Source organism: Burkholderia sp. Bp8998 (assembly GCF_003854235.1).
Classification (GTDB): Bacteria; Pseudomonadota; Gammaproteobacteria; order Burkholderiales; family Burkholderiaceae; genus Burkholderia.
In genome coordinates this window covers 106,787-132,490 of the sequence record NZ_QTQF01000008.1, presented here as the reverse complement: position 1 = coordinate 132,490, position 25,704 = coordinate 106,787, and the positions used below count along the sequence as shown (strand labels likewise).

25 protein-coding genes and 1 pseudogene are annotated in these 25,704 nt (G+C 69.2%); 13 read left to right on the top strand and 13 right to left on the bottom strand.

Going from position 1 to position 25,704, the window contains the following annotated elements; all coding sequences use genetic code 11:
* Nucleotides 1–264 precede the first annotated feature (264 nt).
* The gene (locus DIE06_RS11500; protein WP_124661516.1) at nt 265–1,290 is read left to right on the top strand and encodes an XdhC family protein; all 1,026 of its coding nucleotides are present in this window, start codon (nt 265–267) and stop codon (nt 1,288–1,290) included.
* 84 nt (nt 1,291–1,374) lie between these two features.
* Here the strand turns inward: DIE06_RS11500 and DIE06_RS11495 are convergent, their stop codons facing one another.
* From DIE06_RS11495 to fliE, 6 genes are all read right to left on the bottom strand, one after another.
* Nucleotides 1,375–2,109 (bottom strand): PepSY-associated TM helix domain-containing protein, encoded by a 735-nt coding sequence (locus DIE06_RS11495; protein ID WP_124661515.1) that lies wholly within the window; start codon nt 2,107–2,109, stop codon nt 1,375–1,377.
* A 267-nt stretch (nt 2,110–2,376) separates the two neighbouring features.
* The gene (locus DIE06_RS11490; RefSeq protein ID WP_185733388.1) at nt 2,377–2,697 is read right to left on the bottom strand and encodes an EscU/YscU/HrcU family type III secretion system export apparatus switch protein; all 321 of its coding nucleotides are present in this window, start codon (nt 2,695–2,697) and stop codon (nt 2,377–2,379) included.
* Nucleotides 2,694–4,070 carry a flagellar hook-length control protein FliK gene (locus DIE06_RS11485; RefSeq protein ID WP_124661514.1) on the bottom strand — a complete coding sequence of 459 codons (1,377 nt, stop codon included), beginning with the start codon at nt 4,068–4,070 and terminating at the stop codon, nt 2,694–2,696. The genes DIE06_RS11490 and DIE06_RS11485 overlap by 4 nt, the downstream gene beginning before the upstream one ends.
* Nucleotides 4,071–4,145: 75 nt before the next feature.
* Nucleotides 4,146–4,478, bottom strand: coding sequence for a flagellar protein FliT (locus DIE06_RS11480; RefSeq protein WP_124661513.1), 333 nt, complete (start codon nt 4,476–4,478; stop codon nt 4,146–4,148).
* Nucleotides 4,475–4,909: a flagellar export chaperone FliS gene (gene fliS, locus DIE06_RS11475; RefSeq protein ID WP_124661512.1), complete on the bottom strand. Its 435-nt coding sequence runs from the start codon at nt 4,907–4,909 to the stop codon at nt 4,475–4,477. The genes DIE06_RS11480 and fliS overlap by 4 nt, the downstream gene beginning before the upstream one ends.
* Before the next feature lie 187 nt (nt 4,910–5,096).
* The gene (fliE, locus tag DIE06_RS11470) at nt 5,097–5,441 is read right to left on the bottom strand and encodes a flagellar hook-basal body complex protein FliE (RefSeq protein ID WP_124570749.1); all 345 of its coding nucleotides are present in this window, start codon (nt 5,439–5,441) and stop codon (nt 5,097–5,099) included.
* Nucleotides 5,442–5,692: 251 nt separating this feature from the next.
* Between fliE and fliF the strand changes: the two genes are divergently transcribed.
* From fliF to DIE06_RS11435, 6 genes are read left to right on the top strand one after another with little or no spacing between them, the layout of a single operon-like run.
* Nucleotides 5,693–7,456: a flagellar basal-body MS-ring/collar protein FliF gene (gene fliF / locus DIE06_RS11460; RefSeq protein ID WP_124661511.1), complete on the top strand. Its 1,764-nt coding sequence runs from the start codon at nt 5,693–5,695 to the stop codon at nt 7,454–7,456.
* Nucleotides 7,446–8,441: a flagellar motor switch protein FliG gene (fliG, locus tag DIE06_RS11455; protein WP_124499889.1), complete on the top strand. Its 996-nt coding sequence runs from the start codon at nt 7,446–7,448 to the stop codon at nt 8,439–8,441. The genes fliF and fliG overlap by 11 nt, the downstream gene beginning before the upstream one ends.
* On the top strand, nt 8,434–9,117 hold the full coding sequence (fliH, locus tag DIE06_RS11450; RefSeq protein ID WP_124661510.1) for a flagellar assembly protein FliH: 684 nt from the start codon (nt 8,434–8,436) through the stop codon (nt 9,115–9,117). Before fliG ends, fliH begins: the two co-directional genes overlap by 8 nt.
* Nucleotides 9,111–10,652 carry a flagellar protein export ATPase FliI gene (fliI, locus tag DIE06_RS11445; RefSeq protein WP_124661509.1) on the top strand — a complete coding sequence of 514 codons (1,542 nt, stop codon included), beginning with the start codon at nt 9,111–9,113 and terminating at the stop codon, nt 10,650–10,652. Before fliH ends, fliI begins: the two co-directional genes overlap by 7 nt.
* 5 nt (nt 10,653–10,657) lie before the next feature.
* Nucleotides 10,658–11,116: a flagellar export protein FliJ gene (fliJ, locus tag DIE06_RS11440; protein ID WP_124661508.1), complete on the top strand. Its 459-nt coding sequence runs from the start codon at nt 10,658–10,660 to the stop codon at nt 11,114–11,116.
* A 31-nt stretch (nt 11,117–11,147) separates the two neighbouring features.
* Nucleotides 11,148–12,527 (top strand): flagellar hook-length control protein FliK, encoded by a 1,380-nt coding sequence (locus DIE06_RS11435; RefSeq protein WP_124661507.1) that lies wholly within the window; start codon nt 11,148–11,150, stop codon nt 12,525–12,527.
* A 33-nt stretch (nt 12,528–12,560) separates the two neighbouring features.
* Here DIE06_RS11435 and DIE06_RS11430 read toward each other — a convergent pair whose 3' ends face one another.
* Nucleotides 12,561–14,201 carry a GMC family oxidoreductase gene (locus tag DIE06_RS11430; protein ID WP_124661506.1) on the bottom strand — a complete coding sequence of 547 codons (1,641 nt, stop codon included), beginning with the start codon at nt 14,199–14,201 and terminating at the stop codon, nt 12,561–12,563.
* Between the two features lie 724 nt (nt 14,202–14,925).
* Between DIE06_RS11430 and DIE06_RS11420 the strand changes: the two genes are divergently transcribed.
* The gene (locus DIE06_RS11420) at nt 14,926–16,368 is read left to right on the top strand and encodes a coniferyl aldehyde dehydrogenase (protein WP_124661505.1); all 1,443 of its coding nucleotides are present in this window, start codon (nt 14,926–14,928) and stop codon (nt 16,366–16,368) included.
* Nucleotides 16,369–16,440: 72 nt separating this feature from the next.
* Here DIE06_RS11420 and DIE06_RS11415 read toward each other — a convergent pair whose 3' ends face one another.
* Together DIE06_RS11415 and DIE06_RS11410 are read right to left on the bottom strand one after the other, a co-directional pair.
* The gene (locus tag DIE06_RS11415; protein ID WP_124661504.1) at nt 16,441–17,472 is read right to left on the bottom strand and encodes a serine/threonine protein kinase; all 1,032 of its coding nucleotides are present in this window, start codon (nt 17,470–17,472) and stop codon (nt 16,441–16,443) included.
* A gap of 49 nt (nt 17,473–17,521) precedes the next feature.
* The gene (locus DIE06_RS11410; protein WP_006753011.1) at nt 17,522–17,734 is read right to left on the bottom strand and encodes a hypothetical protein; all 213 of its coding nucleotides are present in this window, start codon (nt 17,732–17,734) and stop codon (nt 17,522–17,524) included.
* Nucleotides 17,735–18,450: 716 nt separating this feature from the next.
* Here DIE06_RS11410 and DIE06_RS11400 point away from each other — a divergent pair.
* Both DIE06_RS11400 and DIE06_RS11395 read left to right on the top strand, forming a co-directional pair.
* Nucleotides 18,451–19,332 carry a DMT family transporter gene (locus tag DIE06_RS11400; protein ID WP_124661502.1) on the top strand — a complete coding sequence of 294 codons (882 nt, stop codon included), beginning with the start codon at nt 18,451–18,453 and terminating at the stop codon, nt 19,330–19,332.
* Nucleotides 19,333–19,634: 302 nt separating this feature from the next.
* Nucleotides 19,635–19,820, top strand: a complete 186-nt coding sequence (locus DIE06_RS11395) for a hypothetical protein (RefSeq protein WP_014895742.1) — start codon at nt 19,635–19,637, stop codon at nt 19,818–19,820.
* A 123-nt stretch (nt 19,821–19,943) separates the two neighbouring features.
* Here DIE06_RS11395 and mgrA read toward each other — a convergent pair whose 3' ends face one another.
* The gene (mgrA, locus tag DIE06_RS11390) at nt 19,944–20,987 is read right to left on the bottom strand and encodes an L-glyceraldehyde 3-phosphate reductase (RefSeq protein WP_124661501.1); all 1,044 of its coding nucleotides are present in this window, start codon (nt 20,985–20,987) and stop codon (nt 19,944–19,946) included.
* Nucleotides 20,988–21,171: 184 nt separating this feature from the next.
* Here mgrA and DIE06_RS11385 point away from each other — a divergent pair, with 184 nt between their 5' ends.
* The gene (locus tag DIE06_RS11385) at nt 21,172–21,378 is read left to right on the top strand and encodes a DUF3185 family protein (protein ID WP_124614369.1); all 207 of its coding nucleotides are present in this window, start codon (nt 21,172–21,174) and stop codon (nt 21,376–21,378) included.
* 153 nt (nt 21,379–21,531) lie between these two features.
* On the opposite strand, the gene DIE06_RS11380 is transcribed toward DIE06_RS11385, so the two are convergent.
* Nucleotides 21,532–22,305 carry a phytanoyl-CoA dioxygenase family protein gene (locus DIE06_RS11380; protein WP_124661500.1) on the bottom strand — a complete coding sequence of 258 codons (774 nt, stop codon included), beginning with the start codon at nt 22,303–22,305 and terminating at the stop codon, nt 21,532–21,534.
* A gap of 353 nt (nt 22,306–22,658) precedes the next feature.
* Between DIE06_RS11380 and DIE06_RS11375 the strand changes: the two genes are divergently transcribed.
* Nucleotides 22,659–23,000 carry a hypothetical protein gene (locus DIE06_RS11375; RefSeq protein WP_124661499.1) on the top strand — a complete coding sequence of 114 codons (342 nt, stop codon included), beginning with the start codon at nt 22,659–22,661 and terminating at the stop codon, nt 22,998–23,000.
* A 117-nt stretch (nt 23,001–23,117) separates the two neighbouring features.
* Here DIE06_RS11375 and metK read toward each other — a convergent pair whose 3' ends face one another.
* Entirely contained in the window at nt 23,118–24,305 is a 1,188-nt protein-coding gene (gene metK / locus DIE06_RS11370; RefSeq protein ID WP_040128500.1) for a methionine adenosyltransferase, read from the bottom strand.
* 265 nt (nt 24,306–24,570) lie between these two features.
* Between metK and DIE06_RS11365 the strand changes: the two genes are divergently transcribed.
* Nucleotides 24,571–25,455 (top strand): lipid A biosynthesis lauroyl acyltransferase, encoded by an 885-nt coding sequence (locus DIE06_RS11365; RefSeq protein WP_124661498.1) that lies wholly within the window; start codon nt 24,571–24,573, stop codon nt 25,453–25,455.
* A 21-nt stretch (nt 25,456–25,476) separates the two neighbouring features.
* Here DIE06_RS11365 and DIE06_RS11360 read toward each other — a convergent pair.
* Nucleotides 25,477–25,593: pseudogene (locus DIE06_RS11360) on the bottom strand (addiction module antidote protein, HigA family); the annotation flags it as partial.
* Between the last annotated feature and the right edge of the window lie 111 nt (nt 25,594–25,704).

Sequence of the window (25,704 nt, the reverse complement as noted above, 5' to 3'; positions counted from 1 at the left end):
CGCGCGGCGGTGCGATGCCGCACCCGGCCATGAGCGGCCCCGTGCGGCACCCCTCCCTCCTGTTGTCGAACCCACCGCCGCCGGGCACGCGCCGCCGCGCCGCGCCCGCGCGCCGCCGCTGCCCGATCGTCGCGATGTCTTGCCCGATCCTCCGGATTTGCGCGGACGATTCGCACGCTGCCTGCAGGCGCGCGCCGGGCGGTTCATAATCCCGCCATCGAACACGGTCCTGCCCGGCGGGCCGTCCGGCAACAGGAAAGGATGATGGAAAGCGTCGATCTCGATGTACTGAAATCCAGCGCGCGCTGGCTCGACGAAGGGCGCCGCGTGCTGCTCGTGACGGTCGTGAAGACGTGGGGCTCGTCACCCCGCCCCGAGGGCGCGATGCTCGCGGTGCGCGAGGACGGGCTCGTGGTCGGCTCCGTGTCCGGCGGGTGCATCGAGGACGACCTGATCGCCCGCGTGCATGCGAGCGGAATCGCGGCCGACGCGCGCCCGGAAGCCGTCAAGTACGGCGTGACGGCCGAGGAAGCGCACCGCTTCGGCCTGCCCTGCGGCGGCACGATCCAGCTCGTGCTGGAGCCGCTCACGCGCGACAGCGGGATCGCCGCGCTGTGCGCGGAAGTCGAAGCCGGCCGCCTCGTCACGCGCACGATGACACTCGCCACCGGCCGCGCGTCGCTGTCGCCCGCGCAGGCGACCGACGGGCTCGCGTTCGACGGCGAACGGCTCGTGACGATCCATGGGCCGCGCTACCGGATGCTCGTGATCGGCGCGGGGCAGTTGTCGCGCTATCTTTGCCAGATCGCGGTCGGGCTCGACTACCAGGTGACGGTCTGCGATCCGCGCGAGGAATACACGGATGCGTGGGACGTGCCGGGCACGCGCGTCGCGCATACGATGCCCGACGACACGGTGCTCGACATGAAGCTCGACGTGCGTTCGGCCGTGATCGCGCTCACGCACGACCCGAAGCTCGACGATCTCGCGCTGATGGAAGCGCTGAAGACACCCGCGTTCTACGTGGGCGCGCTCGGCTCGCGGCGCAACAACGCGGCGCGGCGCGAGCGGCTGCTCGAATTCGACCTGAACGACGCGGAACTGGCACGGCTGCACGGGCCGGCCGGCATCTACATCGGCAGCCGCACGCCGCCGGAAATCGCGATCTCGATCCTCGCCGAGGTGACGGCCGCGAAGAATAACGTGTCGCTGCCGACGATCCTGCAGGTCGAGGGCGCGAAGGCCGCCCGCGAGATCGCGGCAAACCGCGGCGCGACCTGCGGCCTCTGAGGCGCGCCGGCAGCAAGCCTGCGCGTTGCGACTGTTGCGACTGTTTCGACCGTTGCGACCGTTGCGACCGTTGCGACCGTTGCGTCAGGCGAGGCCCGCGGCGAGCGCCGCCGCGACCGAACCGGCCACCAGCACGACGCCGACCGTGCGGCGCTTGTTCAGCTCCGTCCACAGCAGCACGCCCGTCAGCGACAACAGGATCAGCGAACCCGCGATCGTGTCCATCAGCAGCACCCAGCCGAGATTCATGCCGACGCCGCGATGCAGGTTGTTCAGCGTCGTCAGGAACGTGTTGCCGGTGCGCTTCACCGACACGTAGCCGTTGCCGACCCAGTATTCGGCCTGCAGGTTCTGGTGCGGCCCGAACAGGCCCATCTGCCAGTGCTCGGGCTGCATCACGCGCCGGTCGCCCCAGGCGACCGGCTGCGCAGGCTCCTTGCGCACGCGGCCCGGCCGGCCGTCGACGTGCAGTTCCTGCTGCAGCCACTTCGTCATCGCGGCCGGCGACTTCGGCACCGGATCCGGCAGTGCGATCTGCATCTGCTCGACCTGCGGTTCGCCGGTCGGGATCTTCAGCGGCGGCGCGCGATGGTTCAGCAGCACGCCCGTCACGCCGAACAGCAGCCCCAGCACCGCACCCCACAGCCCGACCCAGCCGTGCACCTTGCGCAGCCATTTGATGAAGGTCGCACGGCGCGAGCGCTGGCGGCGCGCCGCCAGTTCGGCGTCGCTCAGGGAACGTGCGGCCGGATGCGGCACGGTGACGCCCGCGGGGGGCCTGCCCGCCTGCGGCGGGGCGATCGTTTCGGGCGCGTTCACGCGAGAGTGTCCATTCGTTCAAAACAACGGGCGGCGCACGGGAAAACGTGCGCCGCCCGGTCAACATGAAATGAGAATGGATATCATTACATAAATAGCACGGCCGCTCAATCCGACGGCGCACGGGGGGCGAGCGCACAAGTCCGGTGATAACCGACAAAGCACGCGGATTGCACGCCGATTCCGGTCAATAGAAGAAAAATGCCTGTGAAACGATCGGGAAAGCCCCGGGCAGCATGTCGCAAGAAAAGCGAGGCCGGCGCACGCTCAGCGGCGCAGCGGCGGCAGCGGAAAGCGCGGCGCGACGTCGCCCGGCTCGGGCTCGGTGCGATCGAGCGCGTACAGCCACGCGAGCAGATCCGCGACGGCCTGGTAAAGCTGCGCCGGAATCCGGTCGTCGAGGTCGACCTGCATCAGCAGCGACACCATCTCCGGCGCGGTATGCACGTACAGCCCCGCATCGCGCGCCCGGGCGACGATCATCTCGGCGAGCAGGCCATACCCCTTCGCGACCACGCGCGGCGCCGTATCGCCGCCTTTCGGATCGTAGACGAGCGCGGTCGCGCGCTTGCGGGACGTCATGCTCATCGCGGGCTCTCGTCGTCGGCGCGCGGCGTGCCGCCGGCCGCGCCGCGCGTGTATGCGGCGACGGCGGCCTGCGCGACGAGCGGGTCGAGGCCGTCCGGTTCGTCGCCGACCGCGCGAATCGACAGTCCGCCGAGTTGCAGCCCCGATCCCTCGAACCGCTGCCGCAGTGCGGCCTCGTTCCGCGTGAGCCGGTCGGCGCCGGCCGAATTCGCGCGCAACCGTGCGACGAGCTGCTTGCCGTTCAACACCAGCTCCGCGTCGACCGTGCCGAGCGACGGCAACGTGAGCGTCAGCCGCGTGCGCCACGCGATCCCGTCCCCCGTGTCGTCGCCGCTGCGCGACGCGTGGCCGCCCGGGTCGTCGGGCTCGATCGTCCAGTCGAGCCTCGCGCCGGGCCACGCCTCGCCGGCCCAGCGGAACTGGTCGGTCGCGAGTGCATCGAGCTGCTGCCGGACGATCGGCACGGCGCCCGGATGCACCGGAACCTGTGCCTGCGTCTGCGGATCGGCCGACGCGGCGGCCAGTTCGGCGCGCGCGGGCGTCCAGCGCGTGTCGGGGTGGTCGCCGAGCGGGCCGGTCGTCGCGGCCGTGCTCGACGCGGCAGACTGCCGGGTCGTCACCGCCGCGCTCTGCGCGAGTTCGTGCGGCCCCGCACCGCCCGGCGCGGGCGCACCCGGCTGCGTGGCGGATCGCGGCGCCGCCGTCGGCAACGGCAGACGCCGCGCGAGCAGTTCGTCGAGCACGTCGGGCGCGTCGTGCTGCGCGGCATCCGGGGCGGGCTGCACCGGCGCGGTCATGAGGCGCGCCTGCGGTTCGCGCATCAGCGCGGCGAGCGGGCGCTGGCCGGCCAGCCACTGCGCGAGATGGGATTCGTAAAAGAGGCCGCTTTCGCTCACGGCCTGCGCAAGCGCCGCACGCAGCGCCGCGACGGGCGGCGTGCTCGCCGCATCGCGCACCGCCGACGCGGCTGACGCTCCCGATGCGGCCGACGCAGCGGAAGAAGCTACCGACGAAGACGCGGAGGACGCCGGCTCCGTCGACGGCTGTCCGTCCGGCGGCGCGGCCGCCGCGGCGCTCAGCAGCACGGAAGGATCGGCCAGCAGCGGCGTGCGCCCGGCGATCGCCGGGGTCGCGACACCGCCCGAGCGCGAGATCGCGTCGAGCACGAGCGCGACATCGGACAGCGCAGTCTGCGCGGACGCCGGCGGCGCGGCCGGCGTGGCCCCTGTCGAAGACGGCGACGAAGCGCCCATGCCCGGCGTGCCGACCTGCGCGGTCGCGCCACCGCCGGCGGGCGCCGCCACGGTGCCGGTCAGCAGGCTGTCGAGGCGGCTCGCCAGCAGGGCGGCCGCAACGGAGTCGATACCGGTCATGATCGGAGCCTGCTCACCTCAGCCACATCGTTGCGAAGCCGGGCACGCGGCAACCGCCGCCCCGGCGAACGGGCACTACCCGCGAGCGCGGTAGAGATCGGTCAATACCTTGGTCGAGCGCCGCGCCTCGAACAGCGCGGACAGCCGCGCGACCTCCGGGCTCGCGAGATCGCGGATCGCGGCGTCGTCGGCGAGGATGCGGCGGATCAGCGCAAGCTTGCGGCCGAGGTCCGCTTCGTCGAACGCGACGCCCGGATCGGCCTCCTTCAACCCGTCGACGAGCCTCAGGAATTCGGCCTGCAACTCCGGCAGCGCGCGCCAGTCCGCGCCGCGCGCCGCGGACAGCATGCGGCCCGACACGGCCGCGAGCGCCTCGTAGCGAGCGAAGTATTCGGCCTTGAGATTCATCGCGCCGCGCCCACCGCCTGTTGTGCGGCCATGCGCGCGACTTCCGGGGCGATGCCCGTCCACGCTTCCTCGAGCGTCGCGAGCAGCCCGTCGACCTCGACCAGCATCGCGTCGCTCGCATGCAGGTTGGCTTCCAGCAGGCGCCGGCCGATATACGCGTACAGCGCGTCGAGGCGCCCGGCGATCTGGCCGCCCGCGTCGCGGTTCAGCGACGCCTGCAGGCCGCTCTCGACGATCCCGATCGCCTTGCCGATCGCTTCGCCGCGTGCGGGCACGTTGCCCTGCTGCAAATGCATGCGCGCGAGCGCGATGGCCTGTCGCGCGCCCTGGTACAGCATCGCGATCAGCCGGTGCGGGGAGGCGCCCATCACCCCCGTCTCGACGCCGACACGCGCGTACGCACTGGCTCCAGCGTGTCCTGGGGAAAACATGCGCTTCTCCTTGTGATGCGGTGGCTATGCAGCGGCCGCCGCCCTGCGATGCACGGCGCGGCCTTGTTCCAGAGTTATCGGAAGGGAATTGAAAAGCTTTAGGCGCACGGACCGCCGGGCCGGCCGCTCCCGGATGGCCGTCCCCGGATGGCCGTCCCCGGATGCCCGTCGCCGGGTGGCCGTCCCATCACACCGACATCTGCATGATGTCGTTGTACGCGCTCACGAGCTTGTTGCGGACCTGGAGACCGAACTGGAAACCGATGTTGGCCTTCTGCATGTCGACCATCACGTCGTTCAGCGACACGTTCGCCGCGCCGACCTCGAACGCGTGCGCCTCGCCGAGCGCGTGCTGCTGGTCGCCGCTGATCTTGTCGAGCGACGCCTTCATCGCGCTCGCGAACGTGCCGGCCGTCGCGGCACCCGAGCCGGCGAGCGCCGCCGCGGGGCTGGCGACGCCGCCGCTCGCCTGCGCGGCCATCGCCTGCATCTGTTGCAACACCGAACCGATTCCGCTGACGTTGGCAGCCATGCTGTCCCCAGACATATAAGAGAAAAGACCCGGGCGCACCGGGCGTTTCCGACGGCACCGCACGACGCGCACCATGCCGGATCGCGAAAAAGGATAGCAGCGCGGCGCGCGCCAAAGCCGCGAAAGTACGGGGGAAACCCCGCTCTTTTCGGTCGATCGGAGTCGTGCCCGGGTCCCGATAATCGCATCGTGTCATTGTCCGTCCGCTCGTCCGAGCGGCTCAGTCGTCCCGCTCCGGAGAAACTCCACGCATGGATTCGCAGGCCAACTCGCTGATCAACCCCGACGCCCGCACGGGCCTCGCCAGCCCGGTGCCAGGCGCCGCCGCGGCCGCCGCGTTGCCGGGAGCAGGCGGCGCCGGCGCGGACTTCGGCTTCGGCGGCTTCGCGGAACGCATCTCCGGCATCTCGCGGATGAAGGGCAACCCGAAGCTGCCGTTCGTGATCGCCGTCGCGTTCGCCATCGCCGCGATCACCGCGCTCGTGCTGTGGAGCCGCGCGCCCGACTATCGCGTGCTGTACAGCAACCTGTCGGACCGCGACGGCGGCGCGATCATCACCGCGCTCCAGCAGGCAAACGTTCCCTACAAGTTCGCCGATGCCGGCGGCGCGATCCTCGTGCCGTCGAACCAGGTGCACGAAACACGCCTGAAGCTCGCCGCGATGGGCCTGCCCAAGGGCGGCTCGGTCGGCTTCGAGCTGATGGACAGCCAGAAATTCGGCATCAGCCAGTTCGCCGAGCAGGTGAACTACCAGCGCGCGCTCGAAGGCGAGCTGCAGCGCACGATCGAATCGATCAACGCGGTGCGCGGCGCGCGCGTGCATCTCGCGATCCCGAAGCCGTCGGTGTTCGTGCGCGACAAGGAAGCGCCGAGCGCGTCGGTATTCGTCGACCTCTACCCGGGCCGCGTGCTCGACGAGGGCCAGGTGCAGGCGATCACGCGGATGGTGTCGTCCGGCGTGCCCGACATGCCGGCCAGGAACGTGACGATCGTCGACCAGGACGGCAACCTGCTGACGCAGACCGCGTCGGCCTCCGGCCTCGACGCGAGCCAGCTCAAGTATGTGCAGCAGGTCGAGCGCAATACGCAGAAGCGCATCGACACGATCCTCGCGCCGATCTTCGGCACCGGCAACGCGCGCTCGCAGGTCAGCGCGGACATCGATTTCTCGAAGCTCGAGCAGACCTCGGAAAGCTACGGCCCGAACGGCGCGCCGCAGCAGGCCGCGATCCGCAGCCAGCAGACCAGCAGCGCGACCGAACTCGCGCAGGGCGGCGCATCGGGCGTGCCGGGCGCGCTGTCGAACACGCCGCCGCAGCCGGCCTCCGCGCCGATCGTCGCCGGCAACGGCCAGAACGGGCCGCAGTCGACGCCCGTCAGCGACCGCAAGGACCAGACGACCAACTACGAGCTCGACAAGACGATCCGTCACGTCGAGCAGCCGATGGGCAACGTGAAGCGGCTGTCGGTCGCCGTCGTCGTCAACTACCAGCCGGTCGCCGACGCGAAGGGCAAAGTGACGATGCAGCCGCTGCCGCCCGCGAAGCTCGCGCAGATCGAACAGCTCGTGAAGGACGCGATGGGCTACGACGAGAAGCGCGGCGACTCGGTGAACGTCGTGAACAGCGCGTTCTCGACCGCCAGCGATCCGTACGCCGACCTGCCGTGGTGGCGCCAGCCGGACATGATCGCGATGGCGAAGGAAGCCGCGAAGTGGCTCGGCATCGCGGCGGCCGCGGCGGCGCTCTATTTCATGTTCGTGCGCCCGGCGATGCGCCGCGCGTTCCCGCCGCCCGAGCCGGTCGCGCCGGCGCTCGCGGCGCCGGAGGATGCGGTCGCGCTCGACGGCCTGCCCGCCCCGGACAAGGCCGAGGAGCCCGATGCGCTGCTGCTCGGCTTCGAGAACGAAAAGAACCGCTACGAACGCAACCTCGACTACGCGCGCACGATCGCCCGCCAGGATCCGAAGATCGTCGCCACCGTCGTGAAGAACTGGGTGTCCGATGAACGCTGAAGGCCTGACCAAGAGCGCGCTGCTGCTGATGTCGATCGGCGAGGAAGAGGCCGCTGAAGTATTCAAGTTCCTCGCGCCGCGCGAGGTGCAGAAGATCGGCGCCGCGATGGCCGCGCTGAAGAACGTCACGCGCGAGCAGGTCGAGGACGTGCTGCAGGAGTTCGCGAAGGAAGCCGAGCAGCACACCGCGCTGTCGCTCGATTCGAGCGAGTACATCCGCTCGGTGCTGACCAAGGCGCTCGGCGAGGACAAGGCCGGCGTGCTGATCGACCGGATCCTGCAGGGCAGCGACACGAGCGGCATCGAGGGCCTGAAGTGGATGGACTCGGGCGCCGTCGCCGAACTGATCAAGAACGAGCATCCGCAGATCATCGCGACCATCCTCGTGCACCTCGACCGCGACCAGGCGTCCGAGATCGCGTCATGCTTCACCGAGCGGCTGCGCAACGACGTGCTGCTGCGGATCGCGACGCTCGACGGCATCCAGCCGGCCGCGCTGCGCGAGCTCGACGACGTGCTGACCGGCCTGCTGTCCGGCAGCGACAACCTGAAGCGCAGCCCGATGGGCGGCATCCGCACCGCGGCCGAGATCCTGAACTTCATGACGAGCAATCATGAAGAAGGCGTGCTCGAAAGCGTGCGCCAGTATGACGCCGACCTCGCGCAGAAGATCGTCGACCAGATGTTCGTGTTCGAGAACCTGCTCGACCTCGAGGATCGTGCGATCCAGATGGTGCTCAAGGAAGTCGAGTCGGAAACGCTGATCATCGCGCTGAAGGGCGCGCCGCCCGCGCTGCGCCAGAAGTTCCTCGCGAACATGTCGCAACGCGCGGCCGAGCTGCTCGCCGAGGATCTCGACGCGCGCGGCCCGGTGCGCGTGTCCGAAGTCGAGACGCAGCAGCGCCGCATCCTGCAGATCGTGCGCAACCTCGCCGAGAGCGGTCAGATCGTGATCGGCGGCAAGGCGGAAGACGCGTATGTCTGATTCCGCGCGCGACCGCGCCGGCACCCTCACCGCGTACCAGCGGTGGGAGATGGCGTCGTTCGATCCGCCGCCGCCCCCGCCGCCGCCCGACGACGCGGCTGCGGCCGCCGCCGCGCTCGCCGCGGAACTGCAGCGCGTGCGCGACGCCGCGCATGCCGAAGGCCATGCGGCCGGTCACGTCGAGGGCCAGGCGCTGGGTTACCAGGCCGGTTTCGACCAGGGCCGCGAGCAGGGCTTCGAGGCCGGCCAGGCTGAAGCCCGCGAACTGGCCGCGCAGCTCGCGGCGCTCGCCGCGTCGTTCCGAGAAGCCGTGTCGAGCGTCGAGCACGATCTCGCGTCCGACCTCGCGCAGCTCGCGCTCGACATCGCGCAGCAGGTCGTGCGCCAGCACGTGAAGCACGATCCCGCCGCGCTCGTCGCGGCCGTGCGCGACGTGCTCGCCGCCGAACCGGCGCTGTCAGGCGCGCCGCATCTCGCGGTGAATCCGGCCGACCTGCCCGTCGTCGAAGCCTATCTGCAGGACGATCTCGATACGCTCGGATGGAACGTGCGCACCGACGCGTCGATCGAGCGCGGCGGCTGCCGCGCGCACGCCGCGACTGGCGAGGTCGACGCGACGCTGCCCACCCGCTGGCAGCGCGTCGCCGCCGCGATCGGCAAGGTGAGCGCATGGTGACGCCCACGCCCGAATCGATCCTGTACGACGGGATGACGCCGCTCGAGCGCGAGCTCGCGCTCGCGTCGTTCGGTCCCGACAGTACGCACGACACTGCTCACGGCGCACCTGCGCACGTGACGGATGCCGCCTGCGATGCACCGCGCGCACCGCACAATCCGCATCTCGCGCACTGGCGCACGCACCTGAACGGGCTCGCGACACGCAGCCACCGCGCGCTGCCGCTGCGGCCGTGCGGGCGCCTCACGCGCGCCGCGGGCCTCGTGCTCGAGGCGATCGGGCTGCGCCTGTCGGTCGGCGCCGAATGCACGATCGAATTGCCGCCCGGCAGCACGCTGCCGCACGCGGAAGCGGAAGTCGTCGGGTTCTCCGGCGATCGCCTGTTCCTGATGCCCACCACCGACGTCGCAGGCGTGCTGCCCGGCGCGCGCGTGTGGCCGCTGGAGGCCGCGCCCGTCGCCGATCCGCTCGCGGGCGCGAAGCGGCTGCCGGTCGGCTGGGAAATGCTCGGGCGCGTCGTCGACGCGTCGGGCCGCCCGCTCGACGGCCTGGGCCCGCTCGCGTCGAAGGTCGACGCACCGCTGTCGGCGCCATCGATCAACCCGCTCGATCGCGAGCCGATCGACCACGTGCTCGACGTCGGCGTGCGCGCGATCAACGGGCTGCTCACCGTCGGCCGCGGGCAGCGGATGGGCCTGTTCGCGGGCTCCGGCGTCGGCAAGTCCGTGCTGCTCGGCACGATGGCGCGCTACACGAGCGCGGAAGTGATCGTGATCGGGCTGATCGGCGAACGCGGCCGCGAAGTGAAGGAATTCATCGAACAGATCCTCGGCGAGGACGGGCTCGCGCGCTCGGTCGTCGTCGCGGCGCCGGCCGACGTGTCGCCGCTGCTGCGGATGCAGGGCGCCGCCTACGCGACGTCGCTCGCCGAGTATTTCCGCGACCAGGGCAAGCACGTGCTGCTGCTGATGGATTCGCTGACGCGCTATGCGATGGCGCAGCGCGAGATCGCGCTCGCGATCGGCGAGCCGCCCGCGACCAAGGGCTATCCGCCGTCGGTGTTCGCGAAGCTGCCCGCGCTCGTCGAGCGCACCGGCAACGGGCCCGAAGGCGGCGGCTCGATCACCGCGTTCTACACGGTGCTGACCGAAGGCGACGACCAGCAGGACCCGATCGCCGACTCGGCGCGCGCGATCCTCGACGGCCACATCGTGCTGTCGCGCGCGCTCGCCGAGGCCGGCCACTATCCGGCGATCGACATCGAGGCATCGATCAGCCGCGCGATGACTGCGCTGATCGACGAAACGCATCTCGACCGCGTGCGGCAGTTCAAGCAGATGCTGTCGCGCTACCAGCGCAATCGCGACCTGATCGCGGTCGGCGCCTATGCGCCCGGCCGCGACGCGCAGCTCGACCGCGCAATCGCGCTCTACCCGCGCATCGAATCGTTCCTGCAGCAGGGCTTTCGCGAATGCGCGCCGTTCGCGTCGAGCCTCGCCGCACTCGATGCGCTGTTCGACGTACACGGAGGCTGATCCCGATGGCACCCGGCTTTCCTCTTCAACTGCTGCTCGACCGTGCGCAGGAAGACCTCGACACGGCCGCGAAGCAACTCGGCACCGCGCAGCGCGACCGCACCGCGGCCGCCGAACAGCTCGATGCGCTGCTGCGCTATCGCGACGAATACCACGCGCGCTTCGCGCAGTCCGCGCAGCACGGGATGCCGGCCGGCAACTGGCGCAACTTCCAGGCGTTCATCGATACGCTCGACGCGGCGATCGTGCAGCAGCGCAACGTGCTGGCCGCGGCCGAGGTCCGCATCGACGAGGCGCGCCCGAACTGGCAGCAGAAGAAGCGAACCGTCGGCTCATACGAAATCCTGCAGGCGCGCGGCGTCGCGCAGGAAGCGCGGCGTACCGCGAAGCGCGAACAGCGCGACGCGGACGAACACGCCGCGAAGATCCTGCGCATGCGGGCCGACGCGGCCCGCTCGGCGTAACTGCTCACCGCTTTCGAACGAGAGAATCGTCATGCCTCCACTGCCCCTGCTCGGCGCGCTGCTCGACACCGCCGGCACCGCACTCAAGGCCGTCCGCGACGCGGGTTCGTCCGCCGTCGCCACGTCCGCCGGCAACGATGCCGCAACCAGTCCGGCCGCCGTGCCGTTCGCGCAGACGCTGAAGCAAAGCGTCGTCACGCGGCACGACGCGACGCTCGCCGGCAAGCCGGACGTCTCGACGAAACAGGCGTCGTCGACGCCCGCCGCCGGCACGAAGCCGTCCGACAACGACGGCGACGGCGACAAGTCGATCGTCGACGCGAACACACCGCCCAATCCCGACGCCGCCGCGCTCGCCGCGGCCGCCGCCGTGCAGGCGCAACTGCAGGCGCGCGCGAACGATGCGGTGCCGGCCGATGCCGCCAGCGCCGCCACCGGTGCTACCGCCGCCACCGCCGCGCAAACGACGGCCGTGTCCGGCCAGCCCGACGCCACGGCCGCGCTGACGAATCATGCCGGCAAGGATGCGGCCGCCGAGCCGGCCGTGCCGGCGTCGGGTCGCGACGCGCTACAGGCGGCGCTGGCGAAGCTGACCGGCGGCCCGGGTGCGATCGCGATGCCCGCGACCGGCACGGCAGCCGCCGCGCCAGCACCGGCATCGACGACGTCCCCATCGGCCGCCGCGGCACCGCTGACACCGAAAGTCACCACCTTCGACCACACGCTCGCCGACGCGAAAGGTGCGCTCGCGACGCAGCAAACGCCCGCGCAAGCCACCGCGCCGGCACTGCAGGCCGGCGCAACCGGCCAGCCCGCGGCGCATGCATTCGCGGCCGCCGAAGAAACCGCCGGCCCGGCTCCCGACGCAACGGTCGCGGCCGCCGCGACGGCCGCGGCAGCTGCACAGGCGAACCTCCCGACATCGCCCGCCGCAAGCTCGATCGCCGCGGCCAACGCGCATGTGCTGGCCCCGCATGTCGGCACCGCCGACTGGACCGACGCGCTGAGCCAGAAGGTCGTGTTCCTGTCGAATGCGCACCAGCAGAGCGCCGAGCTGACGCTGAACCCGCCGGACCTCGGCCCGCTGCAGGTCGTGCTGCGCGTCGCGGACAACCACGCACATGCGCTGTTCGTGTCGCAGCACCCGCAGGTGCGTGACGCGGTGGAAGCCGCGCTGCCGAAGCTGCGCGAAGCGATGGAAGCGGGCGGGCTCGGCCTGGGTAGCGCGACCGTCAGCGACGGCGGCTTCGCGTCGCAGCAGCAGAACCCGCAACAGCGCTTCGCCGGCGGCCAGTCGTCGCCGCGCGCGCGCGCCGGATCGTCAGCCGTCGATGCACCGGTCGACGCTGCGCAATCCGCAGCGGCCGGCGCGACCGTGAGCCGCGCGGGCCTCGTCGATACGTTCGCCTGAGCATCGCGCCGGTCGCGTGCCGGTGCGCGCCGCTCAGCGGCCGTGCACCGCCGCGGCCGCCTGGCCGCGCGGCACGCCGCTCTTGCGCGTCGCGACGATGAAGTCCGCCGCGCGTTCGCCGATCATCACCGACGGCGCATTCGTGTTCCCGCCGATCAGCGTCGGCATCACCGACGCATCCACCACCCGCAGCGCTTCGACACCCCGCACGCGCAGTTGCGGATCCACCACCGCGCGCGCATCCGAGCCCATCCGGCAGGTGCCGACCGGGTGATAGATCGTGTCGGCGTGCGCGACGATCGTCGCGCGCAGCTCGGCTTCGCTCTGGTCCGCCCGCGTGTACAGCTCGCGCCCGCCCTGCGACGCGAGCGGCGCCTGCGACAGGATCCGGCGCATCGCCTGCGCGCCGCGCACGAGCAGGTCGAGATCGCGCGTATCGCTGAAGAAGCGCGGATCGATCAGCGGCGCGTCGCGCGCATCGCCGCTCGCGAGCGCGACCGTGCCGCGGCTGAACGGGCGCAGCGCGCACACGTGCAGCGAATAACCGAAGCCCCAGTGCATCTTGCGGTTGTGATCGTCGACGAGCGCAGTGCAGAAATGCAGCTGCAGGTCCGGGCGATCGAGCGACGGATCGCTCTTGATGAAGCCGCCGGCCTCCGCGACGTTGCTCGTCATCATCCCCGTGCGGCTCGAGAAGTAGCGCGCGAGCGCCGGCGTCATCTTCGTGATCCCGCGCAGGCAGATGCCGACCAGCTCCGACGAATTCACCCGCGTGTTGATGATGAAGTCGATATGGTCGATCAGGTTGGTGCCGACGGCCGGCGCGTCCTGCACCACCGCGATCCCGTGCCGGCGCAACTGTTCCGCCGGACCGATCCCCGAGCACATCAGCAGTTGCGGCGAATTGAACGCGCCGGCCGACAGGATCACTTCCGCGCGCGCGCCGAGCGTCTCGACGCGTCCGTCGCGCGACACCACGACACCGACCGCGCGCTTGCCGTCGAAACCCACGCGCAGCACCGTCGCGTCGGTGATCACATGCAGGTTCGGCCGGTTGCGGCCATAGATGTACGCACGCGCGACGCTGCAGCGCGAGCCGTCGCGATGCGTGACCTGATAGAAGCCGACGCCTTCCTGCGTCGCGCCGTTGAAATCGTCGTTGAGCGGATAACCGGCCGCGTGCGCCGCCTGGATGAATCGTTCGGAGAACGGATTGCGAAAGCGCAGATCGGACACCGTCAACGGACCGTCCGCGCCGTGCCATGCATCGGCGCCGCGCGCGTTGCCTTCCGCGCGGCGGAAATACGGCAGCACGTCCTGCCAGCCCCAGCCCGTCGCGCCGAGTTGTGCCCACTCGTCGTAGTCGCCCGGGTGGCCGCGCGTATAGATCATCGCGTTGATCGCGCTCGAGCCGCCCATCCCGCGCCCGCGCGGCTGGTACCCTCGGCGGCCGCCGAGGCCCGGCTGCGGCACCGTCTCGTAACCGTAGTTCGTGCCGAGCTTGAACGGCACGAGCGCCGCGATCCCCACCGGCATGTTGACGAGCAGGTTGCGCTCCGTGTGCGAGCCGGCCTCGATCAGTGCGATCGTCGCGTCGGGGCATGCATCGGCGAGGCGGCTGGCGAGGCTCGACCCGCCCGACCCTCCACCCACGATGATGTAGTCGTATTGCATGTCACGTCTCCTTCGTGTCATGAACGGCGCCCGGCGCGGCCCGGCTCCCGCTTGTAATGTTCGGGCATTGTAGGAATGGCCGTCGCGCGCGCGGCACGCCGATTCAAGAGCGATTCCTCTAAACGCCCGCGTGAACTAAATTTAAGATGTATCGATTGATGTGACGCGATGCATCGGCCGACAGAAGCCGCGCCGTCGCGAAACTGGGGAGACGACGATGCAGCGTGACGTTCCACAGGCCGCGTGCCGACCGGGTTGTCCGGACGCACCGCGCGCGGCCCGCATTTCATTTCAAACGGATGCCCGGACGGTGACGTGCAACACCGCGCGCGCGGCCGGTCGAAATCGAACGACACCGCGTATCGCCGACCGTTTGGACGGCTCGTCGCATGCGCGGGGCGACCTGCCGGTGCGTGCGTCGCCGCGCGCATCGCACGACGCCGCTTCAGCGCGGCGGCAAACGCCTGCAACGCACGATCGCGCATCGGTCAGCAGTCGCATCGAGCCCTGCGCGCACCCCGCGCAATCCCGTGTTGGAACGCGAACACCGTCGCGCGGATGCGACGCTTGCCGCACGCTGCACCCTGTTTTTTTCGCCCGCGCATCGCACCCGGCCCCACGCCGCGCGACGCGCGTCATCCGGCCCCGCCCCGCCACGCTCGCCGAGCGAGTACGTGCGACCTGACTGCTGGCCGCCGTGCCACGCCCAACTGGAGGAGACGACATGAAGAACGACCTGCCCGAACTGGCCCCGCAAGCGCCGCCATCGGTCGATGCGCTGACGTCGCTGCTGCGCGACCAGCGCGCGGCCTACCTGCGCGCGCCGTACCCGGAGTGGGACACTCGCGCGCAGCACCTGCGCGCGCTGCGCACGATGCTGATCGATCACGCGGATGCGCTCGCCGATGTGGTCAGCGCCGACTTCGGGCATCGCGCGAAGCAGGAAGTGCTGCTGTCGGAAATCTGGATGGCGAAGGAAGAGATCGACGACGCGCTCAAGCACGGCAAGCGCTGGATGAAGCCGATCCGCAAGCCGATGAACAAGTGGCTGCGGCCGGCGCGCGCGAAGGTGCTGCCGCAGCCGCTCGGCGTGGTCGGCATCGTCGTGCCGTGGAACTATCCGATCCTGCTTGCGGCCGGACCGCTGATCTGCGCGCTCGCGGCCGGCAACCGCGCGATCATCAAGATGTCCGAACTGACGCCGCGCACGTCGGCGCTGTTCGAGCAGCTGATCGCGAAGACCTTCTCGCGCGACCACGTCGCGGTCGTGAACGGCGATGCCGAGATCGGTGCCGCATTCAGCGCGCTGCCGTTCGATCACCTGCTGTTCACCGGCTCGACGCACGTCGGCCGCCACGTGATGCGTGCCGCGGCGGACAATCTCACGCCCGTCACGCTCGAGCTCGGCGGCAAGTCGCCGGCGATCGTCGGCCCGAATGCGCGCTTCGATGCGGCCGTCGACGCAATCATCGGCGGCAAGACGCTGAACGCGGGCCAGACCTGCATCGCGCCCGACTACGTGCTGCTGCCGCGCGGGATGGAGGGCGCGTTCATCGAGCGCGCGCGGGCGCGCTTCGCAAAGCTGTATCCGGACCTGTCGACCAACGGCGACTACACGACGATCGTGTCGCCGCGCCACTACGCCCGGCTGCAGCAGCTTGCGACCGACGCGCAGGCGGCCGGCGCGCAACTGCATCCGCTGTCGGACGCGCGGTCCGATCCCGCGTCGCGCCGCTTCGTGCCGTGCGCGGTCACGCACGTGCCGGCCTCGTCACAGCTGATGCAGGAGGAGATCTTCGGGCCGCTGCTGCCGCTCGTGCCGTACGAGCGGCTCGACGAGGCGATCGCGTACGTGAACGCACGGCCGCGCCCGCTCGCGCTGTACCTGTTCGACGAGGATGGCGGCACGGTCGACCGCGTGATGCGCGAAACGATCTCGGGCGGCGTGACGGTCAACGACACGCTGATGCACATCGCGTGCGGCAGCTTGCCGTTCGGCGGCGTCGGCGCGAGCGGGATGGGTGCGTATCACGGCTACGACGGCTTCGTGACGTTCTCGAAGATGAAGCCCGTGCTCACGCAGGCGCGCCTGAATACCCGCGGGCTGATCGCGCCGCCTTACGGCAAGCGCTTCGCGGCAGTGATCAGGATGATGCTGAAGTTCTGAGCGGTGCGGGCCGCGCGCCACGCGCGGCGGCCCACCGGACCACGCGGCGCGGCGACGCTGCCGCGCGCGCCGTCACACGGGCCAGAGCGGCCCTTCCTGCATCGCGCCGATCTGCTCGCGCAACTCGAGCACACGTGCCTCCCAGTAGCGATGCGTGTTGAACCACGGGAATGCGGCCGGAAACGCCGGATCATCCCAGCGGCGCGCAAGCCACGCCGCATAGTGGATCAAGCGCAGCGTGCGCAGCGCTTCGACCAGATGCAGCTCGCGCGGCTCGAATTCGCAGAAGTCCTCATAACCGGCGAGCAGGTCCGCGAGCGCGCGCGACGCGCCTTCGCGATCGCCGGGCAGCAGCAGCCACAGATCCTGGATCGCGGGCGCCATCCGGCTGTCGTCGAAGTCGACGAAATGCGGGCCCGCGTCGGTCCACAGCACGTTGCTCGGATGGCAGTCGCCGTGCGTGCGCAGCAGGCGGATCTCGCCCGCACGCTCGAACGCGGCCTCGACGCCTTCGAGCGCGAGCGTCACGGCCGTTTCGTAGGCGGGCCGCACATCGTCGGGAATGAAATCGTGCGCGAGCAGGTAGTCGCGCGGCTCGTAGCCGAACGTGCGAATGTCGAGCACCGGACGCGCGACATACGGCTGGGTCGCGCCGACCGCGTGAATCCGGCCGATGAAGCGACCGAGCCATTCGAGCGTGTCGCTGCGGTCGAGATCGGGCGCGCGGCCGCCGCGCCGCTCGAAGATCGAGAAGCGGAAGCCGTCGAACGCGTGCAGCGTGCGGCCGTCGAACGCGTGCGCGGGCACCGCCGGAATCTCGCGCGCGGCGAGTTCGGCGACGAACGCGTGTTCTTCCAGGATCGCGTCGTCCGACCAGCGCGCCGGCCGGTAGAACTTCGCGACGACGGGCGGACCGTCTTCGATGCCGACCTGGTAGACGCGGTTTTCGTAGCTGTTGAGGGCGAGCAGGCGCCCGTCGGTACGCAGCCCGGCCGGCATCAGCACGCTGTCGAGCGCGTCGAGCACGCACTCGGGCGTGAGGCCGGCGAACGGCGGGCCGGCGGGAGCTGCGGGGGCGGAAGTGTCGTCTTTCATGCCCCGCATTGTGCCGTCAGCCGCGCCGAAACACGAGCGCCCGGTGCGGCACGCGCACTCAGTGGATCGCGGCGCCGGCCGGCAGCACGGATTCGCCGGTGTCGATCAGGTCCTCGAGAAAGAACGGCTCGGTGTTGAGTTCCTTCGACTCGCCCGGCACGCCCGCGTACCAGGTCACCATGGCCATGTCGCCCAGAAGGCGCTGAACGATGCCGCGCGCGCCCTTCGGCACCGCGATATGGGTAGTGCAGACAATCGACCCGACATGCATGATGGTTCCCCACTCTTGAAACTTGAAACCCGGCTCGCTGGCGAGCCGGCAAATGCACGATCCGCGCCGCCCTCGTCGGGGTGTTGCGCGTGATCCCATTGTTCACGGTTTATCGAAGCGCGAAAAGAAGAAGAAGCAGGCGAAGTGCCGCGAATTCGTCGAATGTCTCCAATCAACCACTGCGCCGCGCGTGCGCTTGCACGGGCGGTTACCCCCATCATACCCTGTCAAATGTGACTGTCCGCCGAATCCGGCCACACGCGCGGCGCGCACGCGAATCGCGCACCGTGCGTATCGTCTGCCCTTTGCCCGGTCGTCAGCAAGCTTCGCGTGCGTGACGCTCGAGCGCGCGGCACCGGCTCACCGCCGACAGCGGTTGCGCGGGATGGCCGCCTTGCGTTACCTTTGACGCTCATTCGCGTTCAATCGCATTTCGACACGATGCATCCGCTCACGTCCGCTCTTGCAAAATCCCGGCCGCAGTTCGACTCGCGGCCGCAGGCGTGCGCGCATCCGTCGGTCCTCCCTCCTCCTGTCGCACCGCCGCGCGTCGGCGCCGCGCCGCCCCCGCCGGCGGCACGCGTCGGCTGACCCCAGCCGGCGCTCGTTTTCCGTTTTCCATTCGCCCGTTTGCGGCCGTTCGTGCGTGATCACGCACGGCGCGTTCCCGCGCGCGCGACATGGAACGTTTCGATCCGTTCGACAGGTGGATTCACATGGTTTCGTTCAAACGCGCGCTCGCCGCGCATGGCGTGACGTCGCTCTTCGTCTTGTTGTGGAGCAGCGGCGCGATCTTCGCTGAACTCGGTCTGCATCACGCATCCGCGTTCGTCTTTCTCACCGCACGATTCGCGCTCGCGTCACTCGTGCTGCTCGTGCCGGCCATCATGCGCGGACGCTGGCTGCCGCCACGCCGCGAGCGGCGCATGGCGGCGCTGACCGGCCTGCTGATGATGGGCGGCTATTCGATCTTCTACCTGCTCGCGCTCGACCGCGGGATCGCGCCAGGCGTGCTCGCGACGATCCTCGGCGTACAGCCGATCCTCACCCTCGCGATCGTCGAGCGGCGCTGGCAGCCGATGCGTATCGCCGGGCTCGGGCTGTCGCTGTCCGGCCTCGCGCTCGTCGTGTGCCGCGGCGTGGGCGGTGCCGGCCTGCCGATCATGGGTGTCGTCTGCGCGCTCACGGCGCTCGTCGCGCTGACCGCCGGCTCGCTGCTGCAAAAGCGCGTGCGTGCGGCGCCTGCCGACGTGCTGCCGCTGCAGAACGCGATCGGCCTTGCGCTGTGCGTGGCGATCCTGCCGTTCCGGCCGATCTCGCTCGAGATCGGCTGGGCGTTCGTCGTGCCGCTGCTGTGGCTCGGCATCGTGATCTCGGTGATCGCGCAGTTGCTGTTCTACCGGTTGATGCAACGCGGCGATCTCGTCAACGTGACGAGCCTGTTCTATCTCGTGCCCGTCGTCACCACGCTGATGGACGCGGTCTGGCTCGGCAACCGGCCCGAACCGCTCGCGCTCGCCGGCATGGGGGCGATCGTCGCGGGGCTCGCACTCGTGTTCCGCACGCCGGCCGTCCGCGCGCAACCCGATCGCGCGTAAGCGGACGGGCTGCCGCACCCGCGGGTGCGGCAGCCCGTATCGCACACGTACGACGTTTCCGCACGAATCGAAAGGAACGGGAAAGACTTGCGCAAGGCATTCGTCCGATTCGCGGAAAAAATGCGGAATCCCCGGGGTTTTCCGCATACTTTTAATGGTTCGGATAGCGAAAAACGCGACGAGGTTGCCTATACTCGAACTGTCCGACCCGCTCGAAATCGGGTCGGCCCAAATATGAGAAATGCCCGGCATGGGGCTGGAAGACGCGTGTGCGCCTGTTCCGGCCGACTATGGAGACACGCATGACGACCTATTTCACGATCGGCGACTTCATCCTGTTGATTCCGATGGCGCTGGCCGGAGCGCTATTTCTCGGCGCGGTGCCGTGCGCAACCGAATTCCGCCACAACCTGCTGCGCGTGCTCGGCGTCATCCTCGGCGTCGGCGTGGCGGTATTGCTCGTCGAAGGCCTGCCTGCGCTGCTCTAGCGACGCGTTGGCGCGCGCCGGTCACATCGCCCCGCATCGCAGCGACGTGACGGCTTGTGTGCGCGCGCCGCGATACGGCATGCGATATAGTTCGCATCCCGTATCGACTGTCCTTGCCGCCGGTCAGATCGCCTGATCGGTGGACGGCTTTTCCCACAGATTGATGCCGCCTTCGGTCGCGTAGCGATCGATCTCCGCGAGTTCGTCGGCCGAGAATTCGAGATTCTTCAGCGCGCCGACGTTTTCACGCACCTGCTCCGCACGGCTCGCGCCGATCAGTGCGGACGTCACGCGGCCGTTGCGCAACACCCACGCGAGCGCCATCTGCGCGAGGCTCTGCCCGCGCCGCTCCGCGATGCCGTTGAGCTTGCGCACCTGCTCGAGGTTGTCCGCGCTCAGGTGATCCTGCTTCAGCGAGCCGCCGCCCGGCTTGTTCACGCGCGCATCGGCCGGCACGCCGTTCAGGTATTTCGACGTCAGCAGCCCCTGCGCGAGCGGCGTGAACGCGATGCTGCCCGTGCCGATGTCGTCGAGCGTGCCGAGCAGATCCTGCTCGATCCAGCGGTTCAGCAGGTTGTACGACGGCTGGTGGATCAGCAGCGGCACCTTGTATTGCGCGAGCAGTTCGGCCATCTCGCGCGTCTTCGCGGCCGAGTACGACGAGATGCCGATGTACAGCGCCTTGCCCTGCTGCACGGCCGATGCGAGCGCGCCGGCGGTTTCCTCGAGCGGCGTGTGCGCGTCGAAGCGGTGCGAATAGAAGATGTCGACGTAGTCGAGCCCCATTCGCTGCAGGCTCTGGTCGAGGCTCGCGAGCACATACTTGCGCGACCCGCCGCCGCTGCCGTACGGCCCCGGCCACATGTCCCAGCCGGCCTTCGTCGAGATCAGCAACTCGTCGCGATACGGCCGGAAATCTTCCTTCAGCAGCCGGCCGAAGTTGGTTTCGGCGCTCCCGTACGGCGGCCCGTAGTTGTTCGCGAGGTCGAAGTGATTGATGCCGAGGTCGAACGCGGTGCGCAGGATGTCGCGCTGCGTCGCGATCGGCGTCGAGTCGCCGAAGTTGTGCCACAGGCCGAGCGACAGGGCGGGCAGTTTGAGCCCGGATTTGCCGCAGGTGCGGTATTGCATGTCGGCATAACGTTCGGAAGCTGCTTCGTAGGCCATGAGTCGGTTCCGTCAGGACGTCGGGGAAGGGACGCGCGCCGCGCGCGAACATCACGCGCCGGCGGCGAAGGAAACATACGACGGTTATGGTAGCGAACGTGGCCGAAGCGCGCACGGCAATGGACGCGGTCGCACGCGTCGCCTACACTGCGGCGTCTCGAATCACCGTTACAGCGAGGTTGGTATGTCCCGGGTCATCTCGGTTGCGCTGCTCGTCGGCGGCGTCGTGCTGCTGTATTTCGGCGGCCAGTCGTTCCATTCGATCAACGACAACGTGTCGCGCTTCTTCACCGGCTCGCCTGCCACGAAGACGATCCTGCTGATCGCCGGCGGCGCCGTCGCCTTGCTGATCGGCCTGATCGGCCTCGCGATGCCGGCCAACAAGCGCTGATCGCGCAGCCGCGCGACTCGTGAAGGCCCGCATCGCGCGAGCGGGCCGCGCAAAACGCAACGGGCGGCCCAGGCCGCCCGTTTGTTCATCCGCTTGCGCGGCCGCCGTGCCGCATCGGACGACGACGCGGCCGCCTCGTCGTCCGAACCGCTGCTAGAGCTGCACTTCCGGCTTCGCCGCCGAACGCGTGCCCGGCACCGGCCGGTTGCTCACGCCGTGATACGTGTACACGAGCGAGAACTTCACCTGGTCGGAGCGATTCTGCCCCGCCGAATGCAGCGTGTTGCAGTGGAAGAACACGACGTCGCCGGTCTGCAGCGGCGGGCAGGTTGCCGCGTCGATCATCTTGCGGTTCTCCGGCAGGTCGCTGCGGAAGAATTTCGCATCGTCGAACGCTTCCGGCCCGAATTCGGCCGTATGCGAGCCCGGCACCAGCCAGAGCGCGCCGTTTTCATTCGTTTCCGGCCCGAGCGCGAGCCACACCGACACCATGTCCGCGCGTTCGAACGACCAGTAGCGGAAATCGCGATGCCAGCCCGTCAGGCTGCCGTACGCAGGGTGCTTCGTCATCATGCAGTTGTGATGCGCGCGCGACAGCACGGGCTGCTCGCCGAAGTATTCGCGCATCCACGCGCCGATTTCGGGTGCGATCGCGCGCTCGGCGAACGCCGGATCGCGCGCATAGGCGTCCAGCAGCCGCCGCACCGTATGACCGCCCGGCGCATGCTTCGACTCGGGCGCGCCCGGGTAGCGCAAATCCGCCTCGAACTCGATCGGCTCCGCCGCTTCCTGCAACTGGCGCGCCGCGATCTGCTTGAGCGCCGCGCACCGCGCTTCGCCGACGAGGCCGCGCGCGACGACGAAGCCGCGTTCGCGCAATTCCGCGACTTGCGCGCGGATCGATTCCGACTGCAATGGAGACGACATGGGATGCCAGACGTTTATTGTGTGAATGTGACGATTGTAAATCGGCGCCGGATGCCGCGAACAGCGCCATTGTCGTGCGCGGGGGCATGCCAATCGCCGATTTGATCTGGCGCAAGGGAACTGTGCGGCGCGGCGCGAGCCTCAGCGACAGGCGGTATGCGGCGACACGCTTGCGGCACAAGGGTTTATCGCGACTTTTGCCGGTCATGAAACCCTTGTAGCCTGTCGCGGCCTGTCAATTCTGGCGGGCGCGGCGCGCAACGACTTTCGGTAAGATCCGTTGCGCCATCCGAGGCCGTTCATACCAGTGCGCTCTTCAAGGGCGCCATTCATACAAGCGAAGCATCGTTCACATGCCATTCCGTCTGACTTCCCGTCTCAGCCGCGCTGCGAAGCGCGTCGTGCCGCCCGCTCCCTCCCGTCCGCTGCGCCATCACCGCGCCCGCACGCAGGTGCTCGCCGAGCACACGCACGCGCACAGCCGGCTGGACGGCATCCGCGCGTGGTTCCACGCGTTCTTCTCGATGATGAGCGCGCACGGGTTCGCACGCCGCGCCGGCCTGCGCTCGCTGCTGCAGAAGCCATCGTCGCTGCGCGCGCTCGCGCTGCGCCGCACGCTGGGCCCGCAGCGCCGCGTCAACCGCCCGCGCCGCCTCGCGGCCAGCAACGGCTGGTTCGGGTTCAGCGCACGCTGACGCCGCGCCGGCGGGCAGTGCCCGCCGCGATCGTCGCGACGCCGGCATCTCGCCGGCGCTCGACACGCATAAAAAAACCCCGGCATGCCGGGGTTTTTCGTTTCACGCGGACGACGCTTACGCGACGCGCGCCGTCGGCTCCACGCCGGCCGCTTCGGCCAGTGCGAGTGCCTTGTCGGTCGCTTCCCACGAGAATTCCGGCTCTTCGCGGCCGAAGTGGCCGTAAGCGGCCGTCTTCTCGTAGATCGGGCGCAGCAGGTCGAGCATCTTGATGATGCCCTTCGGACGCAGGTCGAAATGCTCGCGCACGAGCTTCGTGATCACCGCATCCGACACGCGGCCCGTGCCGAACGTGTTGACCATCACCGAGGTCGGCTCGGCGACGCCGATCGCGTACGACACCTGGATCAGCGCGCGCGATGCGAGGCCTGCCGCGACGATGTTCTTCGCGACGTAACGGCCGGCATAGGCTGCCGAACGGTCGACCTTCGACGGATCCTTGCCCGAGAACGCGCCGCCGCCGTGGGGTGCGGCACCGCCGTAGGTATCGACGATGATCTTGCGGCCCGTCAGGCCGCAGTCGCCCTGCGGGCCACCGATCACGAACCGGCCGGTCGGGTTCACCAGGAACTTGATGTCGCCCTTGATCAGGTCGGCCGGCAGCGTCGGCTTGATGATTTCCTCGATCACGGCTTCGCGCAGCGCCGGCAGTTCGATGTCCGGGGCATGCTGCGTCGACAGCACGACGGTGTCGATCGAATCAGGGCGGCCATCGACGTAGCGGACCGTCACCTGCGACTTCGCGTCCGGACGCAGCCACTGCAGGCGGCCGTCGCGGCGCAGGCTCGCCTGGCGCTCGACGAGACGGTGCGACAGGTAGATCGGCAGCGGCATCAGTTCCGGCGTTTCGTCGCATGCGTAACCGAACATCAGGCCCTGGTCGCCCGCGCCTTGATCGAGGTTGTCGTCATGCGCGCGGTCGACGCCCTGCGCGATGTCCGGCGACTGCTTGTCGTACGCGACGAGCACCGCGCAACCCTTGTAGTCGATGCCGTAATCGGTGTTGTCGTAGCCGATGCGCTTGATGGTGTCGCGCGCGATCTGGATGTAATCGATGTTCGCCGTCGTGGTGATTTCACCGGCCAGAACGACGAGACCCGTGTTGCACAGCGTTTCCGCCGCAACGCGGGAGTATTTGTCCTGCTCGAGGATGGCGTCGAGAATCGCGTCCGAGATTTGGTCCGCGACCTTGTCCGGATGGCCTTCGGAGACGGATTCGGACGTGAAGAGATAATCGTTTGCCACTTTTTCAGGCTCCTGTGTGGTTACGGTTGGTTTCACGTAGCCAGCTTCGTTGGGCCTGAAGCGGCGACGCTTTAGCGGATTACCAGGACCGGGCAGCGCGCTTCGCGCCAGCCGGCTTCGCCCCGCAAGTTGTCAGTTAACTCGGCGAAGACCGTATTATAGCGGCTTTCGTGAATTGTCACAGAGCGCCGCCCGTGCTGCATCGTCCGCTGTCCTCCCCCCCTGTTCGCAACGTGCCGGCCCGCCGGCCCCACGGAGATTCCGCATGCTAGGCCGCCTCGGCACGCACCTCGCCATCGGCTTGCTGAAGCTGCTCGCCCTGCTGCCGTACGGTTTGACCGCGCGGTTCGGCGATGGCCTCGGCTGGCTGCTGTACCAGATTCCGAGCCGGCGAAAGCGCATCGTACATATCAATCTGAAACTCTGTTTCCCCGACTGGAGCGACGAACGGCGCGAGGAAGTCGCGGGCCTGCATTTCCGCCATGCGATCCGCAGCTACGTCGAGCGCAGCTACCAGTGGTTCGCGTCGGAGCAGGCATACCGCAAGCTGTTTACGGTCGAGAGCGAGGTTGACCTCAGCGATCCGGACATGCCGCCGACGCTCTTGCTCGGCTTCCATTTCGTCGGCATCGAGGCCGGCTCCATGGCGATCAACCTCGCACTCGGCCGTACGTGCGGCTCGCTCTACACGCCGATGAAGAGCCCGGAAATCGAAGCCGCGGCCAAGGCCGGCCGCAGCCGCTTCGGCGCGGAACTCGCGAGCCGGGCCGACAGCGCGCGAACCGTGTTGCGGTGGCTGCGCGACCGCAAGCCGGTGATGCTGGGCGCCGACATGGACTACGGGCTGCGCAACTCGACGTTCGTGCCCTTCTTCGGTGTACCGGCCTGCACGCTGACGGCTGTCGGCCGGTTCGCAAAGACGGGCCATGCGCAGGTGCTGCCCTTTATCGGCGAGGTGCTGCCGAACTACAAGGGCTATCGGCTGAAGGTCTTCAAGCCGTGGGCCAATTACCCGACCGGCGACGACGATCTCGATGCGCGGCGGATGAACGAATTCCTCGAGGAGCAGATTCCGCTGATGCCCGAACAGTATTACTGGGTGCACAAGCGCTTCAAGACGCGCCCGCCCGGCGAGCCGAGCCTCTACTGAGTCGAACCCGCGGGCGCGCCGTCAGATGCGCGCCTGCACCCTCGCCACCTTCGGCGCGCCTTTCGCGCGTGCCTGCCAGAGATCGTAGGCCGACTGCTGCGCGAGCCACAGATCCGCCTTCCCGCCGTTTTCCTCGCCCCTGTCGGCTGCATGTATCATTTGCGGTTGAGATCAGCACGACGAACGACGCCGCCCGGCATGGCGGCACGCCGCGTCCGTCGTGCCGGCCGCCCTGTTCGCCATGGAATT

What these genes read in the sequence shown, in the direction of transcription:
- fliH (WP_124661510.1), top strand. Translation starts at nt 8,434, where the DNA reads ATGTCTGATTCCGCGCGCGACCGCGCCGGCACCCTCACCGCGTACCAG.
- DIE06_RS11400 (WP_124661502.1), top strand. Translation starts at nt 18,451, where the DNA reads ATGGTTTCGTTCAAACGCGCGCTCGCCGCGCATGGCGTGACGTCGCTC.
- DIE06_RS11480 (WP_124661513.1), bottom strand. Translation starts at nt 4,478, where the DNA reads ATGAATCTCAAGGCCGAATACTTCGCTCGCTACGAGGCGCTCGCGGCC.
- DIE06_RS11500 (WP_124661516.1), top strand. Translation starts at nt 265, where the DNA reads ATGGAAAGCGTCGATCTCGATGTACTGAAATCCAGCGCGCGCTGGCTC.
- fliS (WP_124661512.1), bottom strand. Translation starts at nt 4,909, where the DNA reads ATGTTTTCCCCAGGACACGCTGGAGCCAGTGCGTACGCGCGTGTCGGC.
- DIE06_RS11380 (WP_124661500.1), bottom strand. Translation starts at nt 22,305, where the DNA reads ATGTCGTCTCCATTGCAGTCGGAATCGATCCGCGCGCAAGTCGCGGAA.
- fliE (WP_124570749.1), bottom strand. Translation starts at nt 5,441, where the DNA reads ATGGCTGCCAACGTCAGCGGAATCGGTTCGGTGTTGCAACAGATGCAG.
- DIE06_RS11375 (WP_124661499.1), top strand. Translation starts at nt 22,659, where the DNA reads ATGCCATTCCGTCTGACTTCCCGTCTCAGCCGCGCTGCGAAGCGCGTC.
- DIE06_RS11435 (WP_124661507.1), top strand. Translation starts at nt 11,148, where the DNA reads ATGCCTCCACTGCCCCTGCTCGGCGCGCTGCTCGACACCGCCGGCACC.
- DIE06_RS11430 (WP_124661506.1), bottom strand. Translation starts at nt 14,201, where the DNA reads ATGCAATACGACTACATCATCGTGGGTGGAGGGTCGGGCGGGTCGAGC.
- fliI (WP_124661509.1), top strand. Translation starts at nt 9,111, where the DNA reads ATGGTGACGCCCACGCCCGAATCGATCCTGTACGACGGGATGACGCCG.
- DIE06_RS11490 (WP_185733388.1), bottom strand. Translation starts at nt 2,697, where the DNA reads ATGAGCATGACGTCCCGCAAGCGCGCGACCGCGCTCGTCTACGATCCG.
- DIE06_RS11485 (WP_124661514.1), bottom strand. Translation starts at nt 4,070, where the DNA reads ATGACCGGTATCGACTCCGTTGCGGCCGCCCTGCTGGCGAGCCGCCTC.
- DIE06_RS11415 (WP_124661504.1), bottom strand. Translation starts at nt 17,472, where the DNA reads ATGCGGGGCATGAAAGACGACACTTCCGCCCCCGCAGCTCCCGCCGGC.
- fliG (WP_124499889.1), top strand. Translation starts at nt 7,446, where the DNA reads ATGAACGCTGAAGGCCTGACCAAGAGCGCGCTGCTGCTGATGTCGATC.
- DIE06_RS11395 (WP_014895742.1), top strand. Translation starts at nt 19,635, where the DNA reads ATGACGACCTATTTCACGATCGGCGACTTCATCCTGTTGATTCCGATG.
- DIE06_RS11420 (WP_124661505.1), top strand. Translation starts at nt 14,926, where the DNA reads ATGAAGAACGACCTGCCCGAACTGGCCCCGCAAGCGCCGCCATCGGTC.
- fliJ (WP_124661508.1), top strand. Translation starts at nt 10,658, where the DNA reads ATGGCACCCGGCTTTCCTCTTCAACTGCTGCTCGACCGTGCGCAGGAA.
- mgrA (WP_124661501.1), bottom strand. Translation starts at nt 20,987, where the DNA reads ATGGCCTACGAAGCAGCTTCCGAACGTTATGCCGACATGCAATACCGC.
- DIE06_RS11365 (WP_124661498.1), top strand. Translation starts at nt 24,571, where the DNA reads ATGCTAGGCCGCCTCGGCACGCACCTCGCCATCGGCTTGCTGAAGCTG.
- fliF (WP_124661511.1), top strand. Translation starts at nt 5,693, where the DNA reads ATGGATTCGCAGGCCAACTCGCTGATCAACCCCGACGCCCGCACGGGC.
- DIE06_RS11410 (WP_006753011.1), bottom strand. Translation starts at nt 17,734, where the DNA reads ATGCATGTCGGGTCGATTGTCTGCACTACCCATATCGCGGTGCCGAAG.
- DIE06_RS11385 (WP_124614369.1), top strand. Translation starts at nt 21,172, where the DNA reads ATGTCCCGGGTCATCTCGGTTGCGCTGCTCGTCGGCGGCGTCGTGCTG.